The sequence below is a fragment of the Carboxylicivirga agarovorans genome (assembly GCF_050589845.1).
Taxonomy (GTDB): domain Bacteria; phylum Bacteroidota; class Bacteroidia; order Bacteroidales; family Marinilabiliaceae; genus Carboxylicivirga; species Carboxylicivirga agarovorans.
In genome coordinates this window covers 248,641-268,142 of the sequence record NZ_JBNGPA010000004.1, presented here as the reverse complement: position 1 = coordinate 268,142, position 19,502 = coordinate 248,641, and the positions used below count along the sequence as shown (strand labels likewise).

18 protein-coding genes are annotated in these 19,502 nt (G+C 36.7%); 2 read left to right on the top strand and 16 right to left on the bottom strand.

What is annotated here, in order from left to right; genetic code table 11:
• Nucleotides 1-82: 82 nt before the first annotated feature.
• The 8 genes from ACRD69_RS07080 to ACRD69_RS07045 form a co-directional block, all read right to left on the bottom strand.
• Nucleotides 83-442 carry a hypothetical protein gene (locus ACRD69_RS07080; RefSeq protein ID WP_430814378.1) on the bottom strand — a complete coding sequence of 120 codons (360 nt, stop codon included), beginning with the start codon at nt 440-442 and terminating at the stop codon, nt 83-85.
• Nucleotides 443-521: 79 nt separating this feature from the next.
• Nucleotides 522-1,379, bottom strand: coding sequence for a GNAT family N-acetyltransferase (locus ACRD69_RS07075; RefSeq protein WP_430814377.1), 858 nt, complete (start codon nt 1,377-1,379; stop codon nt 522-524).
• Between the two features lie 151 nt (nt 1,380-1,530).
• Nucleotides 1,531-2,106 (bottom strand): NAD(P)H-dependent oxidoreductase, encoded by a 576-nt coding sequence (locus ACRD69_RS07070; RefSeq protein ID WP_430814376.1) that lies wholly within the window; start codon nt 2,104-2,106, stop codon nt 1,531-1,533.
• A gap of 133 nt (nt 2,107-2,239) precedes the next feature.
• Complete coding sequence (locus tag ACRD69_RS07065; RefSeq protein WP_430814375.1) at nt 2,240-3,445, bottom strand: acyltransferase family protein; 1,206 nt, start codon at nt 3,443-3,445, stop codon at nt 2,240-2,242.
• 134 nt (nt 3,446-3,579) lie between these two features.
• Entirely contained in the window at nt 3,580-4,752 is a 1,173-nt protein-coding gene (locus ACRD69_RS07060; RefSeq protein ID WP_430814374.1) for a helix-turn-helix domain-containing protein, read from the bottom strand.
• Nucleotides 4,753-5,395: 643 nt separating this feature from the next.
• Nucleotides 5,396-8,173 carry a DNA polymerase I gene (gene polA, locus ACRD69_RS07055; RefSeq protein WP_430814373.1) on the bottom strand — a complete coding sequence of 926 codons (2,778 nt, stop codon included), beginning with the start codon at nt 8,171-8,173 and terminating at the stop codon, nt 5,396-5,398.
• Nucleotides 8,174-8,322: 149 nt separating this feature from the next.
• Nucleotides 8,323-8,772 carry a 6-pyruvoyl trahydropterin synthase family protein gene (locus tag ACRD69_RS07050; protein WP_430814372.1) on the bottom strand — a complete coding sequence of 150 codons (450 nt, stop codon included), beginning with the start codon at nt 8,770-8,772 and terminating at the stop codon, nt 8,323-8,325.
• A 60-nt stretch (nt 8,773-8,832) separates the two neighbouring features.
• Complete coding sequence (locus ACRD69_RS07045) at nt 8,833-9,138, bottom strand: ArsR/SmtB family transcription factor (protein ID WP_430814371.1); 306 nt, start codon at nt 9,136-9,138, stop codon at nt 8,833-8,835.
• Nucleotides 9,139-9,316: 178 nt separating this feature from the next.
• On the opposite strand from ACRD69_RS07045, the gene ACRD69_RS07040 reads away from it, so the two are divergent.
• The gene (locus tag ACRD69_RS07040) at nt 9,317-10,291 is read left to right on the top strand and encodes a polyprenyl synthetase family protein (RefSeq protein ID WP_430814370.1); all 975 of its coding nucleotides are present in this window, start codon (nt 9,317-9,319) and stop codon (nt 10,289-10,291) included.
• A 72-nt stretch (nt 10,292-10,363) separates the two neighbouring features.
• On the opposite strand, the gene deoC is transcribed toward ACRD69_RS07040, so the two are convergent.
• Genes deoC through dtd form a run of 3 tightly spaced genes read right to left on the bottom strand, consistent with a single transcriptional unit; the run spans nt 10,364 to nt 12,081 of the window.
• Nucleotides 10,364-11,254: a deoxyribose-phosphate aldolase gene (deoC, locus tag ACRD69_RS07035; protein WP_430814369.1), complete on the bottom strand. Its 891-nt coding sequence runs from the start codon at nt 11,252-11,254 to the stop codon at nt 10,364-10,366.
• 48 nt (nt 11,255-11,302) lie between these two features.
• Nucleotides 11,303-11,629, bottom strand: coding sequence for a nucleotide pyrophosphohydrolase (locus ACRD69_RS07030; RefSeq protein WP_430814368.1), 327 nt, complete (start codon nt 11,627-11,629; stop codon nt 11,303-11,305).
• Nucleotides 11,629-12,081, bottom strand: coding sequence for a D-aminoacyl-tRNA deacylase (dtd, locus tag ACRD69_RS07025; RefSeq protein WP_430814367.1), 453 nt, complete (start codon nt 12,079-12,081; stop codon nt 11,629-11,631). Before dtd ends, ACRD69_RS07030 begins: the two co-directional genes overlap by 1 nt.
• A gap of 147 nt (nt 12,082-12,228) precedes the next feature.
• Between dtd and lplA the strand changes: the two genes are divergently transcribed.
• Entirely contained in the window at nt 12,229-13,215 is a 987-nt protein-coding gene (gene lplA, locus ACRD69_RS07020; RefSeq protein WP_430814366.1) for a lipoate--protein ligase, read from the top strand.
• 56 nt (nt 13,216-13,271) lie between these two features.
• On the opposite strand, the gene uvrC is transcribed toward lplA, so the two are convergent.
• From uvrC to ACRD69_RS06995, 5 genes are read right to left on the bottom strand one after another with little or no spacing between them, the layout of a single operon-like run.
• Nucleotides 13,272-15,095 (bottom strand): excinuclease ABC subunit UvrC, encoded by a 1,824-nt coding sequence (gene uvrC / locus ACRD69_RS07015; protein ID WP_430814365.1) that lies wholly within the window; start codon nt 15,093-15,095, stop codon nt 13,272-13,274.
• Nucleotides 15,085-16,722 (bottom strand): adenine deaminase, encoded by a 1,638-nt coding sequence (gene ade / locus ACRD69_RS07010; protein WP_430814364.1) that lies wholly within the window; start codon nt 16,720-16,722, stop codon nt 15,085-15,087. Before ade ends, uvrC begins: the two co-directional genes overlap by 11 nt.
• Nucleotides 16,723-16,744: 22 nt before the next feature.
• Nucleotides 16,745-18,622, bottom strand: a complete 1,878-nt coding sequence (gene mnmG, locus ACRD69_RS07005; protein WP_430814363.1) for a tRNA uridine-5-carboxymethylaminomethyl(34) synthesis enzyme MnmG — start codon at nt 18,620-18,622, stop codon at nt 16,745-16,747.
• A gap of 42 nt (nt 18,623-18,664) precedes the next feature.
• The gene (gene ybeY, locus ACRD69_RS07000; RefSeq protein WP_430814362.1) at nt 18,665-19,087 is read right to left on the bottom strand and encodes an rRNA maturation RNase YbeY; all 423 of its coding nucleotides are present in this window, start codon (nt 19,085-19,087) and stop codon (nt 18,665-18,667) included.
• Nucleotides 19,088-19,483 (bottom strand): ATP-binding protein, encoded by a 396-nt coding sequence (locus tag ACRD69_RS06995; RefSeq protein ID WP_430814361.1) that lies wholly within the window; start codon nt 19,481-19,483, stop codon nt 19,088-19,090.
• Nucleotides 19,484-19,502 lie beyond the last annotated feature (19 nt).

Sequence of the window (19,502 nt, the reverse complement as noted above, 5' to 3'; positions counted from 1 at the left end):
TTATTAGAAGTAATGGCAAGTATTTAAATCCAAGGTTATTATCATCAAATTATATTGTAATACTTTAACCAGTATGATACCATCATTCAATCTCTTTAAAAATAAAAGTGGTGCAAATAACATTATCCGAATTTCCTCCTGTAGTTGATTCCAAGGTATACCCTTTACTTTCTATTTCACTGATTTTTTCATGAATAATCAGAAGATTCTCTTCTGGTTTACCGGCATTTAGTTTTCCAAGAGCTGTTTTCTCAACGGTGCCATCCTCATAAATAGTTACCATACTCGATGGTTTCATGCCGTATATTTCAAGTGTTCTGACAATGATATATGAATTAGCCGGTATACTTGCTTTATCCTGCTTTGCGGCTTTTAAACCACTTAAGGTCATTACCCCGATAATTGAAATGATCAGGAGCAAAAGAATACTTGTTTTCTTCATAGATATTTTAAATTTGAATGTGTGTCTGGTTAATTAGTAATACTTTACATTGATTTATTAAAAACTTACTATAACAGTCTTAATCATCCAGTTTTTTTATCATTTCATATTGCTTACCGCTTACAGCAATAGAGAAAGTCGCCAGGAAATGTGTGAGTGAATGACAATCAATATCAGTATTTATCACTTTTACTGCATTGTGCTTATTACACTCCAAAGCCCTTTCTAATAGTAATGTCCCAACTCCGTTTCGTCTGTGATCAGCATGCACCAGTAATTGGGTGATATCACCCGCATATAATTCTGTAATACAATAACCAACGAGCTTTTCATCAATAAAAGCTCCAATGGCTGTAAACTTGTCAACTTGCCTGTCAATAGCTTCAAAACTATTTTGCCACGAGGGAGTAAACTCCATCTGATCAGTCAATGAGCTGCATTGATCAACATCAATTATTCTTATTGAAAGTGATCCATTATTGGGCCTTTCGATAACTTGAACAGCGGCTTTATCAGCCACAAAATAATTGAACTCACGACTCACTTTAAAACCAATATTCTTATAGATCTTGCAGGCTTTAGCATTATGTTGTAATACCTCAAGCAAGTATTGCTTAATACCCGCCTTCTTAAGGTAAGGCAGTGAAAACTCGAATATTTGTGTGGCCAGACTTCTCCCCCTGAACGAAGGTATGGTACCCGTGCCAGTATCATAGGCTGTTTTTATACCATTGAACCGACCAATACCATTGAGGGTGAATGAAACAATAGCATTATCCTCAACTGCAGCAAAAGACAGACCAGCCTCAAATCCACGTCTTTGCAGCATATTTTTCAACTCTATCTTAGATAGTTGGAAGTCATAATCTTTAAATGCTTCACTAAAAGCTTTAAATAACTGTTCAAAGCTAAAATTTGCTAAGGAAACAATCTCCATATATACAATTGGTTAGTTAAAAGTAAATGAAAAAGCAGAACATAAGCTTTATGAAAATACTTTCTATTTCTTAATAATAAGTTGAGATAATGCGTTAATACGTTTCTATTTAATGGCCCAGGAAAAGTATCAAATTTTGCGCTATCGTTTTTTAATCCCTCTTCCCCAGATCTTCTACCTTAGCCAGCCATTTTTCCCGCTTTATTGTAGCAGAGCCTTTAACCGGTGAAAAAACAGTCTTCCTGACCGGCTTAACACCACAGAAATTCAGAACACCTTTTTCCATGGCATTATGGCCAGGTTGTTTGTATATTAAACGATAATACCACGTAGGGGTATCCATCGTTACTATCAGGCGTGCACTTTTACCTTTCAACAATTTATCCCACCAAACTGAATCTTTCCGATATCCAAAAGCAAAACCAGGAAGAAAAACGCGTTCAATAAAACCCTTGAGTAACGCAGGCTGTGTACCCCACCAGGTAGGATAAACAAATACCAGGTGATCAGCTGTTTTGATAGCCTGCCAGGCCTTTATCAGATCAGGTTCCCAATCCGTACGTTGCCGATACCCATGCTTTAATATGGGTGAAAACTCTAATTCACAAAGGTTAATAAGCTCACAATTCTTACCAGCCTTTTCTGCCCCAGCCTTGTAGCGCCGCGCCAGTTCAAAACATAAACTCTCACTATCAGGATGTCCGTTAATAATTAAAAACTTCTTCATAATTAGTTGGCCTGGTTATTTTTATTCGTTTAAGGTATTAATTATCCAAGACTTTTATAAACAGGTAATCTTATAATTTGTCAATACGTTTTAAATCCAACATCGTAAACCATTAATCATTAATCGAACAGCCTCACAAACCCCTCACCTTTTGCGCTTTTAATTTCAGTTCCCTGTTCGATAATTCAAATGATGGCGCTTTCGATTTAGGCTTCATGCCGAACAGTATACGCATCAAATTAAATGGGCGAACTACGCACCAGTACAATATAATAGTTGAACTAAAAGATAATACGGTAATCGCTATTGCTTTCCATATCAATGCTATATCCCAACTAACTATATAATAAGCGAACAATACAATAACAGGCTGGTGAATTAGATAAAAGGGGTAAATGGCTTCATTGGCTATTTTCCTGAACGGCGTGTTATAATTCAAGTACCGGCGTGCATAACCTAAGGCTGCCAAACCACAAGTCCAGGCAAGTGTACAGCTTGCCAATCGCCACACAAGCCTTCCCAATGCTTCCGATCCCATTTGGTATGGAATAACAAACATGATAACTGCAGCCAGTATTGATTCTACCAGGTAAATGCGTCTTTGTTGCTCAATACTTTCCATTAAACGGGCATTAGAAACAATAATATAACCCGACAGGAAATACAGTATATAATAAGCCATTGCAGCCCAGTCGTTAATAAGATCATGCGTATTATCAGGAAAATATGGTCGCAGTATTAGTTGCGATATCACTATTGGTACTAAGAATATGTTGGCACCAAATCGTTTGGCAATAAGCGGAGTAATACTTTCAATACGGTTTTTAAAGCGACTGCTCCTCATATATTTAAGAAAAGGAGAAACTACCAAAGCAATGAAGAACAAATAAGCGATAAACCACAAATGGTGCCAGCTAAAGTTTCCAACCGGATAGATACCGTCAAACATGTGTGGATAATAATCCATTAATGAACTGTACTGACCGGCTCGCTCAAGGTAAACCTGCACAGGTACCAACACAAAGATGCCCGCTGTCAAAGGTATAAACAAACGCTTGAAACGCTCTGATAAATACTGTTTGACACTTCTCGTTCCTAATGCTAAAAAAGTACCTGCTCCTGAAACCAATACCAGTAAAGGCATGCGCCACTGACCAAGATATTCCATTATGTACCAGAGTGTACTCTTATGCGCAAAAGTCACCTCATTTTTGATGTGCCAGTCCCATGAATTAAACACCATTCCTATATGAAATAAAAAGACACTGACTATAAGTATAATCCTTAGCCAATCAATATAATACAATCGTTCTTTTTGAGTCGTTACCTGCTTTTCCATTTCTAATTCATTTTTGATGACAAAGCAAATCTACCATGCACATACGCATTTTAACGACTGAGCCGTTCATCGGGTCGTTCGATATGAACGGCTCGTACATCGCACAAAAAGTTAAATATCTGATTTATTATACCTTATGAATCCTTATTAAGTTGCCTGAATTCTGATGGAGTGTGACCTGTATAACGTTTAAAGGCAGAATTAAAAGAGGATTTGGAGTTATATCCAACCCTGTCGGCTATCTCTTCAATGGTCAGTTTCCTTTCTTTATCGCCGATTAAGATCTGCGAAGCTTCACGTACCCGGTACCAGGCTATTAACTCAAAAAAGTTTTTCTCATATTTCTCATTGATCACCTGCGAAACATGATGCTTATTTTCATGAATGCTTTTTGCCAGTCCCGACAGCGATACAAGGTTATTTTTGAAATAACTCTCCTCTTCCAGTATAATCCTCAGTTTTGATAAAATACGTTCTTTATCGGCCTCATTCAGCGACGAACGCTGATATTTCGCAAATGATAGTTCCGGAAATAAATGCGGCGTATCAAAATAGGATGATCTTTGCATAACCTGGTAAGAAGTTATAAAGAACATGAAGGCAATATAAGTAGCTATAAAATAACTGCCTATATCGCTATCCATACCAAAATAGAATTTCGTGCCCGTAAATATCAATACAATAATAAGAAAGTGAAGCATGGTATTACGTAACATGCGGAGCACCTCGTTCTTAGGGAATACAATGGATTGTTTAAGAACCCTTATTTTCCTAATTATTAATGACAATGACAATATGATATAAACAATAAAATGAATCAACGTCATTTCATTGACAAAGTTTCTCAGGCCCAGCGGATCATCTGGATAAATCCGATCCACATTCATATACTCCCATTCGGGATGTTTGGTCTCCAGATAAGAGTTGTACTTAAGTGCATCGGGCTGAATAAAGTAGAAAGTCATATACAATAGCCAAAACACTGCCGGGAGGAGATGCAGCCATTTTTTCGGTGATTTATCATGGTTTATTACTTCTTTACAATACAGGTAAAACAAGGGACCAAAGGTGAAATTCATGGGTTCTGAAAAATCAGATAAAGGTAAAACCTGAACAATATAACCGGTATTATTGAGCAGCTCCTCAAGAATCGTTAATGACAAAAACAGCAATAATAAACCCTGCAAGAGCTTAGACTGGTTTTCATGCCTGGCTTTTTTTAGCAACATGAAGGATAAAAAAATGCCCTGTATAACCCCCAGGAAGATGATCACATCAAAAACACCTATGCTAATTGTCTCATTCATAAAAACGGCTGGTTTGACTGATGTAATATCGGAAAATCCCGGGATAAAGAAGTTATTATTGCTTGAATTGTCGTTTTAAAACAACTAAGAATCAGATTCTGATACCGATTAAGCAAAAACAGTTGGATGCGATAAAACCAATCCAATTTTAGGGTGGGTAACTATATCTTATTTATCTAAATATAAAATATCATTCTTCCCTAGCGTCACCGACCTGGATGCTAACTGCTTCAAGGCTTTCAGGGGACATCTTCGGATCAACCTCGCTGTCGGCGAGGTTGATCCGAAGGTGTTCCGAACAAATCCCGAAGAACTACCGAAGAAGCTTTATTAAATTACCGAAGACATTTGGCGCATAAACTTGCTTAATTTTCGCATTATTTACATACTCGAAAGCATTATTGTAAAATAGAACAAAACTATTCAGATCAGAGGATCATTCCCGGGTCTATCCTTCTTTTGACGCTGAAAGGTGAGTTTTTTTGAGTGTGGGATCAAATTCTATCCAGATACTCATTTAGTATCAACAAGCCGAATCAAATAATGCACCTCGTTAACCTATAAACCATTTTAAATTAGACAGTTCAATAGATGATTAATAAATTAAGCGACCTTAAATTCAACTATTTGACATGCAACCATCCTAGTGTGCTTCAAGCCAGTTAACACCCACACCCATATCCACATCAAAGGGTACAGACAAGCTGATGGCATTTTCCATTTCTTCTTTCACGATGGTCTTCACCTGTTCCTCTTCCGATTTTATAACGTCGAAGTTCAATTCATCATGTACCTGAAGAATCATTTTAGAGGCTATTTTTTCACTTTTAAAGCGTTCCTGGATATTGACCATTGCCTGCTTAATGATATCAGCAGCAGTGCCCTGAATTGGCGCATTGATAGCATTTCTTTCGGCCATACCGCGCACAACACCATTTCTTGAGTTAATATCACTCAGGTTACGCTTACGACCAAACAGTGTTTCAACATAGTTGTTCTCCCTCGCTTTGGCCACACTACCATCCATAAACTCTTTCACTCCGGGGAAACTATCAAAATAGCCATCTATGATTTCCTTGGCTTCCTTGCGTGATATTGTGAGACGTTCAGCTAATCCAAAGGCAGAAATACCATAGATGATACCGAAGTTGGCTGTTTTGGCTTTACGACGCATATCACTTGTTACCTCTTCCAAGGGTACCTTAAATATTTTGGCAGCAGTTGCAGCATGAATATCTTCACCCCGGTTAAAAGCGTCAATCAAATGTTTGTCTTTACTGAAATGTGCCATCAGACGCAATTCAACCTGCGAGTAATCAGCCGATAGGAATACATGCTCATCATCTGATGCTGTAAAGGCTTTACGAATCTCTTTTCCGTTTTCGTCGCGGATAGGAATATTTTGCAGGTTAGGATTATTAGAGCTTAAGCGACCTGTTACCACGGTAGCCTGACTATAGCTGGTATGAATCTTACCGGTTTTCTGATTAATCAGTTTTGGCAAGGCTTCCACATAGGTATTCAGCAGCTTCACCAAACCACGGTATTCCAGAATAGCAGGAATAATGTCGTGCTTATCTTTAAGTTTTTGCAGAACCTCTTCACCCGTACTATATTGCCCACTTTTGGTTTTTTTCGCTTTTGCATCGATTTTTAAATGCTCAAACAATACTTCCCCCACCTGTTTGGGACTTGATATATTAAATGGCATACCAGCCAGCTCTTCGATCTTTTTCTCCAAATCGATGATCTGTTCGCGCAGTTTTTCCGCAAAATCCTTTAAAGCACCGTCATCCAGCTTAACGCCTTCAAATTCCATATTAGCGAGAACATCAATCAATGGCATTTCAATATCGTAGAAAAGTTTTTCAACATCACTGCCCTTTAGTTCTTCCTGGAACTTTTCGGCCAGTTGCAGAGTGATATCAGCATCTTCAGCGGCATAATCAAGAATGTTTTCCTGGGCAATATCACGCATGTTCTTTTGCTTCTTCCCTTTCGGTCCAACAATTGATTCGTAGGATATCGGCGTATAATTCAGGTAAGTTTCGGCCATAAAGTCCATACCATTCTTCATACCAGGGTACAGGAGGTGATGCGCTACCATCGTATCAAAAAACGCCCCCTTTACGTCAATACCATAGTTTTTTAATACCAGTAGATCGTATTTCAGGTTTTGCGCGATCTTAGTTGTAGCAGCATCTTCAAAAACTGCTTTAAATGAAGCTACAACAGAACTATCAACCTGACCATTAACCATTACAGGAACATAATATGCTTCATTGGCTTTCCATGAAAATGACATACCTACCAACTCGGCCTCCATGGCATTGACTGATGTTGTTTCGGTATCGAAACAAAACTGTTTTTTGGTGCTTAATTCCGCTCTTAAAGAAGCCAGTTTTTGCTCATCGTCAACCAGGTAATAATGATGAATGACATCCTTTAAGGTCTGACGAGAGGTATACACCTCTTCGACTACTTCTTCAACAGGTGCAGCTGCCATACCAAACAAATCGCCCTGAACAGGTTTTGTACCATACAGTGCATTGATCCGCGAGATCAGATTCTTAAACTCCAATTCATCAAATAGCTGATTGATGGCGTCCATATCAGGCTTTTCCTTCTTCAAAGCCTCAACATCCAGTTCAACCGGCACATCCAATCTGATTGTTGCAAGGCGATAGGATAATTCCACCTGCTCACGGAAGTTGATCATATTTTCCTTCTGCTTACCTTTCAACTCCTCAATATGCTCATAAATCCCAGGAATACTGCCATATGCTTTAATCAGGTCTTTGGCGCGTTTTTCGCCTACTCCTGGACAACCGGGAATATTATCGGCAGCATCGCCCCAAAGGGCTAAAATATCAATTACCTGTAAAGGATTTTCAATATTAAATTTCTCTTTTACTTCATCAATACCCCATATGTCAATTCCACCACCTTTACTGCGTGGTTTGTACATAAACACATTATCCTTTACCAGCTGAGCATAATCCTTATCAGGCGTAACCATATAAGTTTTAAATCCTGCTGCTGATGCCTTAGCCGATAAGGTACCGATCACATCATCGGCTTCAAAACCATCTTTGACTATAACCGGGATATTCATCGCCTCAATAAACTGCTTGATATAGGGAACAGAGGCCTTGATATCTTCAGGCGTAGCATCGCGATTGGCCTTGTACTCCGGAAATTCCTCGTGACGAAAATTGGGTCCCGGAGGATCAAAAACAACAGCTATATGGGAAGGGTTTTCCTTGGTCAATATCTCCAGTAATGAATTGGTAAAACCAAAAATGGCGGATGTATTAAACCCTTTGGAATTAATACGAGGGTTTCGTATAAACGCATAATAAGCTCTGAATATTAATGCATAAGCATCTAACAAATACAAATCCTTCTTTTCTTCTGCCATAGCTATCGTGTGTTTTTTTGCTAAAGATAGTAATTAGCTATCAGAGGCAGGCCGATAGAGCTCAGCTTATTTTGCGATAAATAAAAATGGCGAATGATCAGATCATTCGCCATTTTTAAGCTACAAACGAGTTTATAAATCGATCAAGCTTATTCGTTATCACTGGCATACCATTCGGCATAGCTAGTGGCAGTTTCATTAAGTTTTAGGCTGAACAGGCTAATATTAGCCGGCAAACGCTTGCGGATACGCTCGGCGAAATCGACCAACATATTTTCACAGGTTGGTTGATAATCCACTATCTCATGTCGTTCTCCCATTTGAGGTAATGCCAGTAGTTGTTCGGCAGGTGCATTTTTACTTAAAACTACCGCATGATCCAATTTATCTACTATTTCATCGTTGACAATTTGCTTTAAATCGCCAAAATCCATCACCATACCCAATTTTGGATTAGTTTCATCGGCAATGGGCTCACCTATCACCGTAACATTTAAAATGTATGAATGACCATGCAGGTTTTTACACAAGCCATCATAATTCCATAAAGCATGGGCCATTTCAAATCTAAACTCCTTAGTCAATCGTATTTTTGCCATCTTCACTAAATAAAAAAAGACTGAATAAATCAGCCTTCATATCATCAACTTCTTACATTCTTACTTTACAATCGTACACTTACTCACACAATCAACAATATTGCGCAAACTATTGTGTTTAAGGTAATAAAAAGTATTCTTACCATGACGTTCACTGGCCAGTACCCCTTTATCCTTTAATATTCCCAAATGATGGGAAGTGGTTGATTGTTCGATATTCAGCAATTTGTGAATTTCAGTAACAGTCAGTTTACTACCATCTTCCAGGTGGCTTAAAATAGCGATTCGCATAGGGTGAGCTATTGCTTTAAGCATACCTGCTGCTCTGTCGAGCATCTCCGTATCTAAATCTTTAATCTTCATCATGGAGCTTATCTATATAAATACTTACAAATGCAAATATATAACTATCTTGTTATATTAGTATTACGAACGGGCAAAAATATTTAAATATTTAGATAATATCAATATGATGGATAAAAATCCTGAATAATAATTAAATTTGGCATCCATCTAAAACGATTGGTATTAGAACACAATACATATGTCAGATACATCCATTATAAAAGCTCCTATAAAGGAGGAAATGAAGCAGTTTGAGCCCTTTTTCAAAGAGCAGTTAAAGTCCAGCATTCCTCTTCTTGATATAATTACAAACTACGTATTGCGCCGCAAAGGGAAGCAAATGCGCCCAATGCTGGTCTTTTTATCAGCCAAATTAAATGGTGAAATTTCAGAGGCCAGCTATATTTCAGCCACTCTCATAGAATTACTGCACACTGCAACTCTTATTCATGATGATGTAGTAGATGAAACCTATCAACGACGTGGCTTTTTTAGCATCAATGCCCTATGGAAATCGAAAATTGCTGTTTTAGTTGGTGATTTCTTTTTGTCTAAAGGCTTAAGTTTATCACTTAAAACTGATCAGATCGATGTATTAAAAGTTGTATCTGAAGCAGTAACCGAAATGAGTGAAGGAGAATTACTTCAAATAGAGAAGTCGCGTAAGCTTGATATTACCGAAGATGTCTATTACGAAATCATCCGCAAGAAAACAGCTACCCTTATTGCCGCCTGTACTAAAGCAGGTGCCCTTTCGGTAGGTGCCAATGGCGACAAGTTTAAAAATATGGCCAGCTTTGGAGAAAACCTTGGTATCGCCTTTCAAATTCGTGATGACTTGTTTGATTATGAGCAAAACGGCATGATCGGAAAGCCAACAGGTAACGATATTAAGGAAAAGAAGTTAACCTTGCCCCTTATTTATGCACTTAACAATGCGGATAAAACTGAACAGCGACGTATTCTTCGAATGATTCGCCGCCACCATAAAAACGAAAAGAAAGTACAGGAGATCATTGCTTTTGTTAAAGCTAATGGTGGTATTGAGTACGCTAATGAACAAATGGAAACCTATGCACAAAAAGCTAAGGATACACTGTCAAGCTATGAGGATTCAGATGCTAAAACAGCATTATTAACCATGGTTGATTATACTCTTAAACGAAAAAAATAATTGTCAACAACATAAAAGAAACGCTTCTTATTTAAACATTGAATAAGAAGCGTTTTTTATTTCTGGCTATGATTAGAAGTACTTAATCTCTTTCCTGTATCCGTTTTCAAGTTCAAATACATCACTTATCAGGTTATTTGCCAAACGACTGGCTCCTATCCTGAATAGTTTATTATTTAGCCATTCATCCCCACAAATCTGTTTAACCAGGCAATAGTAGATCAACGCATCTTCGGCAGTAGAAATACCTCCTGCAGGCTTAAAACCTATTTTATGACCTGTTTCTTCATAAAACATTTTAATGGCCGAAAGCATTGTATATGATGCGTCAAAGGTCGCTGCAGGCTGTTGTTTACCTGTCGATGTTTTTATGAAATCAGCTCCATATTCCATGGCAATAATGCTCGATGTCCATACATCTTCCTGCTTTGTGAAAGTTCCTGACTCAAGAATGACCTTTAAATGCGCATCTCCCATCACGCTTTTAATTCCTTTGATCTCCTCTCCCACAAATTCATAGTTACCTTCCATAAATTCTCCGACAGACTGAACAATGTCAATTTCCGTTGCTCCAAAATCAACAGCACGTTCAGTTTCCATCTTTTTCACATCAAGAAATGTTTGTGATGAGGGAAAGCCAGCCGAAACAACTGCCCGTCCAATGCTATCATCCTTTAATCCGCTTTTCAAAACAGCAGCAAACGCCGGATAAACGCACATGGCGGCAACCTGTGGAACAAAGTCAAAATGGGCGGGCAATTCGTTGACCTTCTCCACGAAATCCCTTATTCCATCGGCAGAATCTTCTGTATTTAAGGAGGTAAGGTCAATACAGTTGAATAGAAGTTTTAGCACATCTTTATCCTGTATCAGCGTTTTAGCTTCTTGTTTTGCAAGTTCAATACCTTCTTGTATTTGCTTATCTGAAAGCTTGAATTTGAACTTGTCCAATAATCCTTCCATATTGTAAAAGCTTATAGCTGCAGACAACTATGCTACAGCTGGTTATTGTTATTTTAATTTTTCGTTGTTTAAATGCCTTGTATTATCGCGTTCTGTTTTCTTTGCCATATTTTTTGCAAAGGCTTCTTCCAGATCAACCCCTGTTTGATTAGCAAGGCATATCAATACCCATAACACATCAGCCATTTCATCAGCCATATCAGCTTCCAGATCTGTTTTCTTAAAAGATTGATCACCATATTTTCGTGCCATTACACGTGCTAATTCACCAACCTCTTCAGTTAAAATGGCCATATTGGTCAATTCACTAAAATAGCGAACTCCATAGGTTTTTATCCATTTATCAACCTGCTTCTGAGCTTCTGATAATTCCATTATTCTTTTCTTTTAGAATCGATTATAATTGTCACAGGTCCGTCATTGATCAGTTGGACCTGCATATTGGCACCAAATTCTCCTGTACCCACCTCTACACCACTTTCCTTTTCTAGTTTTTGAATAAATTCCTCATACAAGGGTATGGCAATTTCAGGGCCAGCAGCATTCACATACGACGGTCTGTTTCCCTTTTTAGTGCGAGCCTGAAGGGTAAATTGACTAATAAGTAATAATCCTCCATTTACATCTAAAACAGATTTATTCATGACCCCTTCTTCATCATCGAAAATACGCAGATTAACAGCCTTTTTAACCAGCCAGTCAATATCACCTGATGAATCTTCTGTTTCAATACCAACCAATATCATTAACCCTTGTTTAATGGACGATTTAACCTGACCGGCTATTGAAACGGAAGCTTCACTAACTCTTTGAATTACCAAACGCATAGATAGAATTTTAAAAACCGAAAATACAATATATCTTTAGATAGTTCACATTAAAATATCAAAAACCGACCATTTGGTCTACATTATTTCCTTAAACAAAATCAAAAGATTGAAGTTTAATAAGGGATCACAAACCAGATAAGAAAAATGAACGGATTGTTAAGTACCACAAATGACCCTGCTTTTAATCTCGCTACTGAGGAATACCTGTTAAGACATTCTGATAAAGATGTCTTTTTTCTATACACAAATTCACCCTCTATCATAGTAGGTAAACACCAAAATACATTATCAGAAATAAATTACCGCTATGTAAATGACAACAACATACCTGTGTACAGACGACTAAGTGGCGGAGGCACGGTTTACCACGATAATTACAACTTAAATTTTTGCTTCATACAAACTGGAAAAAAAGGTGAATTAGTAAATTTTGCCAAATATTCAGAACCTATTCTTCTTGCACTCAGTTCATTGGGAATCAACGCAACATTTGGTAAGAGGCATGATATTCAGGTGGAAGGTAAAAAAGTATCTGGTAACGCTTCTCATGTTTACAAGAATCGAGTAATGCACCATGGGACATTACTCTTTAGTTCTGATTTAGATATTTTAAATAAATCACTTAAAAACAACCCTTTAATAATAAAAGACAAGGCTGTTAAATCAGTCAGAAGCGAAGTTACAAATATCTCCAGGCACCTTGATGCTTCTTTTGATTATCCAAGCTTCGTTAAATACATATTTAAAGCCCTTTTAAACTATTATAACGGATCAACAGAGCTATCTCTTACAAATAAAGAAACAGAGCAAATAAAGACCATTTCTGGAGATAAATACAATACTTGGGAATGGAATTACGGCTACAGCCCCAACTTTGAATTAAACAAGCGCTACAAGCTGAATAACGGAGTAAGGATCATCAGTCGTATAAAAGTTGCGAAAGGATTAATTACTGAATGTGATTTAAAGGCATCAGATTCATCTTTTTCGAATTTGATAAAAGAAGTGTCAAAATCAATTTTACAGGTACAACACGATAAAAGGTCACTAAAAGATTTATTATATACAATTGATGATGAAACATTATCAGAAACAATGATTTCAGAACTGCTCAATGGATTTTTTAGCTAGATGACTATTTCTATGATACGACACAATAAAGTCTTAATGTGCTGTTTTACTGATTCTTAAATCATTTTATCTTTATTAAAATATGAATATATTTTATTTGCTTTATCACTCCCCACCACAGACGCTAAATTTTCAATTGTAGCGGCTTTTATATTGTTAAATGACTTAAAGTGCTTGTACAATAATTCAATTGTCTTGTCCCCAACTCCGGAAATATTATTCAGTTCAGATTGGATAAAATTTATCGATCTCTTTTGCCTGTGAAATGTAATACCAAAACGGTGCGCTTCATTTCGGAGGTGTTGAATTATTTTTAAGGTCTCTGAATTTTTATCCAGATACAAAGGAACAGGATCTCCAGGATAGAAAATTTCTTCCAGGCGTTTGGCAATTCCAATAACAGAAATCTTGTCTGTCAAATCCAGATCTCTTAATATTTTGACTGCAGCACCAAGCTGACCTTTTCCCCCATCAATGACTACTAATTGCGGTAAACCCTGTCCCTCTTCTTTAAGACGTTTATAACGCCTGTAAACCACTTCCTCCATTGAAGCAAAATCATTGGGTCCTTCTACGGTTTTGATATTGAAATGGCGATAATCCTTTTTATATGGTTTCCCGTTTCGAAAAACAACGCAAGCAGCAACTGGATTTGTACCCTGAATATTTGAGTTATCAAAACACTCTATATGCCGGGGAAGCACTTTAAGGCGCAAATCAGATTGCATTACTTTCATCAAGCGTTCTTCTTTAGGCTCCTTCTTATGCAGGGACTGTTGCTTTAGTTTATCTAATCGAAAGTATTTAACGTTACGTTCAGATAAATCCATTAACTTCTTCTTATCCCCTATTTTGGGTACACTAAATTGAACCCTTTCGAATTCGACATCCACTTTAAAGGGTACTAAAACTTCTCTTGCCAGAAGTTTTAAACGGGTTTGAATTTCAGTAATAGCTAAAAGTAAAATCTCAGATAGATTCTCATCAAGCTTCTTTCTGAACTCCATGGTATGCGATTGAATAATGGCACCATTAACAACCCTGATAAAATTGACATAGCCGGCTTTATCATCGTCAATGATACTAAATACATCAACATTGGTAATTTTAGGATTAACAACGGTTGATTTTGATTGATACCCTTTTAATAGTTCTATTTTATTTTTAACCTCTTCAGCTTTTTCAAACTCCAAATTTTCAGCATAATTCATCATCACCTTATGCATATACTTAAGCACAGAAGTAATATTTCCCTGAAGAATATCTTTAATGGCCTGGATATTTTCCATGTATTTTTCTTCCTCATATTTACCAATACAAGGAGCTTTACATTTACCTATATGATACTCCAGGCATTCTTTGAATTTACCATCGGCGATGTTCTCCTTACTTAAATTATGCTTACAGGTTCGTATGGGATATATCTGACGAAATAAGTCAATTAAAGTTCTAACCATACCAACAGAGGTATAGGGTCCAAAATATATGCTACCATCCCGAATGAAATTCCTTGTTTGAAATACACGTGGATAAGGTTCGTTTTTTACCACTATATAAGGAAAGGACTTATCATCCTTCAATAGAATATTATATCGCGGCTGGTACTTTTTAATTAAATTATTTTCAAGTAATAATGCGTCTTCTTCTGTATCAACAACGATGTGTTTAATGTCAAAGATCTTACGTACAAGAATCCTTGTTTTGCCATCATCATGCTGTTTTGAGAAATATGAAGAAACGCGTTTCTTTAAATTTTTAGCCTTACCTATATATATAATAATACCATCTTCGCTAAAATACTGGTAAACACCTGGCGAAGATGGTAGAGACTGAACCAATAATTTCAGTCTGTTTTCTTGTTCTGAGGCGCTACTTTTCATCAACAAATAAACTGGTAAAGGCGAATTTATTCACATCAAAAAGCCCCTTATCTCCTATTTTTAAAGACGGAATAACTAATAAAGACATAAAGGCTAAAGTCATAAAAGGAGCCTTCATATCACATCCCATGAGCTTAACAAAGTCATTTATTTCCGTGTATTCTTGCGCTATTTTGACACCAGAATCAGCACTCATCAATCCGGCAACAGGTAATTTAAGCAGTTTTTTCACTTCAGAATTACACGCTATAATACCTCCTTTAGATTCAATAATTCCATTTATTGCAGTCAATAACGACTCATCGTCACAACCAATGGCGACGATATTATGACTATCGTGGGCAACTGAACTCGCCAAAGCACCCTGCTTTAGACCAAAATTTTTAATAAATCCAACAACTGGTTTAGCGGTAGAATAACGATTTACCACTACAATTTTCAAAATATCATCTTTTACACTTGACTGCAAACTATCTCCAGGCTCACAATTTGTCTCCCATATATACTCGTCAGTTAATAATTCGCCATCATCAGCAACCATTACTTTCACCTTGGAATTAGCAGTTGGACCTTTAATTTCGAGATCATTACTACTTAAAGGCTCACAATTAAAATTATTAATTATAGTTGTTTTGGGTACATCGAACAACACTTCCCCTTCTTCTGCTACTTTTATTCCATCAATATAAGTAGCTAAAACATTAAAAGATTCAAGGGAATCGACACTAATAAAATCAGCTTTATCACCTTCACGTAGCAAACCAATTGGTAAATTATAATGCTTCACCGGGTTAATTACAGCTACTTGATACATATCAAAAATTGAGTATCCTTTGCTTAATCCAAGACGAATTAATCGATCAATATGTCCTTTCGCGATGATCAAATCCGGGTGACTATCATCCGTACAAAGCATTGTATTATATGGTTCCTTTACAATTAATTCGTGTAAAGCTTCAAAATTACGCGCAGCACTACCTTCCCTAATTTGGGTTTTAATTCCCAATTTTATCTTTTCTAAGGCTTCTTCAATTGAGAAAGATTCATGATCAGTAGTAATTCCACCCTTAGAATACTTCACTAAATCTTCTCCTTTTAAACCTGGCGCATGGCCATCAATAGGTACTTTATACTTTTGTGCAAGATTTAATTTATTCCATACTTGCTCATCTTTATAAATAACACCAGGAAAATTCATCATTTCGGCTAAAAAAGGAGCTCCTTTTTTAAGGAGATACTCCACATCTTCGCTATCAATTCTGCTACCAGCACTTTCAAAATCAGTTGCGGGTACACAAGATGGCACACCAAAAAAACACTTTAAAGGAACCTTTTCAGCATCATCCATCATATACTCCACTCCCTTTACTCCGAGTACATTTGCTATTTCATGTGGGTCAGAAACAACACCTATCGTTCCACGTGGAACAACCAGTTCTGCAAAACGTGATGGCACTAACATACTACTCTCAATATGCACATGACTATCAACTAAACCGGGAAGTATATAATTAGAATAACTTAAATTAGTTTTTTCAACTTTTACAATAAGATCATTCTCCACAGTAATTTTACCTGGATAAATAATCCTATTAAAAATATCAACAAGATTTCCTTCTATAATCATATAAATTGTTTCACGTGGAACATTAACGCCCCATTAATACAAGTAGTACATTTATATCACTTGGCGATACACCTGAAATTCGACTTGCCTGACCAATAGTTTCAGGTTGTATCTTTGCCAATTTTTGACGAGCTTCTGTGGATAATGATTTTATGGAATCGTATTCAAACTTATTTTTAATGTTCAAATTTTCGAGACGCTTAAATTTATCAGCTAATAATTTTTCTCGATTTATATATCCCGAATACTTTAAAATAATTTCAGCAGATTCTAAAACCTCTTCCCTCCTATCTTCATTAATTGACTGCACAAAATCACTAAAAGGCTCAACTCCCTTAATTAAATCGTTTATGCCAATTTGAGGTCTCATTAGAATATCAATTAATTTCACTCCCTGCTTGAGAGGTGTCGTACCCATTTGAATTAACCACTCATTGATAAATTTAGGCTTAACACTAAATCCTTTTAGGAAATCTATTACCGAATTTCTTAATTCTATTTTCTTTTCAAGGTGCTCAACCCTATCATTTGATGCTAGTCCAATTTGATGGCTTTTAGGCGTCAAACGACTATCGGCGTCATCCTGTCTTAAAAGAATACGAAACTCCGCGCGAGATGTAAACATTCGATAAGGCTCATCAACACCTTTTGTAACCAGATCATCAATTAACACCCCGATATAAGCTTCATCCCTACCAAGAACAAATTCATCTTTACAATTAATTTTCTGATGTGCGTTTATACCAGCCATCATTCCTTGAGCTGCTGCTTCTTCATAACCAGTTGTTCCGTTAATTTGACCAGCAAAATACAAGTTTGATACGGCTTTTGTTTCTAAGGTATGATACAATTGTGTTGGTTCAAAAAAGTCATATTCAATTGCATAACCAGGACGAAACACTTTTACATCCTCTAATCCAGGCACTAATTTTAATGCATCTATTTGAGTTTGTAATGGCAAAGAAGAACTAAAGCCATTTAAATAATATTCAATGGTAGTTTCTCCTTCCGGCTCCAGAAACAATTGATGTCTTTCCTTTTCAGCAAATGTTACAATTTTAGTTTCAATACTTGGGCAATAGCGTGGACCAATACTTTGAATCGTTCCATTATACATCGGCGACTCATCCAAGCCCTCTTCAAGCTTTTTGTGAACGTCAGGATTAGTATAAGTAATGTAACAACTTCTCTTCTTTAACCCATTATCAGATTGAGGCAAATAACTGAAGAAATAATTACCCTTATCACCCTCTTGCTCTTCGCATTTATCAAAATTAATACTTCTTTCATCAATTCTTACAGGAGTACCAGTTTTCATACGTCCAACCGTGAATCCTCTATCAAAAAGTTGTTCAGATATACCTTTAGAAGCTGGTTCGGAAACACGACCACCTTCGGAAGTAACTGAACCAATGTGCATTAGACCATTTAAGAAGGTTCCGGTCGTTAAAATAACGGCCTCTGATAAGAACTCTACATTATTTGCCGTTCTAACGCCCTTAATTATGTTATCCTGAAATATTAATTGAACGACAGAGTCCTGCCAAAAAAATACATTGTCAATTTTCTCCAGTTGGGTTCGCCACTCAGATGAAAACACCATCCTGTCACATTGTGCACGTGGACTCCACATTGCCGGCCCTTTAGATCTGTTGAGCATACGAAATTGTATAGATGATTTATCGGTAATAATACCTGTATAACCACCCAGAGCATCAATTTCTCTAACAATTTGACCTTTGGCAATTCCTCCAATAGCCGGATTACAAGACATTTGAGCAAACCTACCCATGTCCATTGTAATCAGCAAAACCTTACTACCTAAGTTGGCAGCTGCAGCAGCTGCTTCGCAACCGGCATGCCCTCCCCCGACGACAATCACATCGTACTTAAAATCCATACGTTAAAATATTATTCATTCACTGTTAGATAAACAGCAAAATTAATGAAAAGTTGATAACAATGATAAAGCCTTATCTTCCTCTTGACGCATTATGACCTTTTCATCTTCTGTTGCATCTTTGAAACCAATGAGATGAAGAATACCATGTATCATTACACGGTGCAGCTCATCATTATACGGGGTATTGAATTTATCAGAATTGCTTTTGACGGTATCCAGACTAATTATAAGATCACCTGAAATAACCATTCCATTACAGTAATCGAAGGTTATAATGTCAGTATAATAATCGTGATCAAGGTATTTCTGATTAACTTTAAGAATTTGTTCGTCTGAACAAAATAAATAATTTATATCGCCTTTTTCCTTATTAAATGAACATATTACTTCATCAATCCAACGTTTTGTAAGGTCAGATAAAAAAGAAGGTAAAACTACATCCTCGGTAAGAAATTCGATCATTTAAATAATATTGAAAGTCATTTTGACGATACTTCCTTCCTCTTCAAATTCAATATCATCAGCTAAATGATGCATTAAAAAAATACCTCTACCATGCGTCTTTTCAAGGTTTTCAGGCTTTGTTGGATCAGGAATATTAGTATAGTCAAATCCGATTCCTTCGTCCATAATAGTGAACTCTACCTTCTCATCATCAATGGAATATTCTACAGTAACGATCTTGTCTTTATCAAGTTTATTTCCGTGAACAATCGCGTTATTAACCCCTTCAACTACAGCCAATAATAATTTACCATAAATATCGCTATGCAAATCATACTGACTTGATAAATCATCTATTAATTTCTCTACGATATTAATATTTTTAGTTTCAGAGTTGAATTCTAATTTATTCACGGTCAATTCCATTATATAA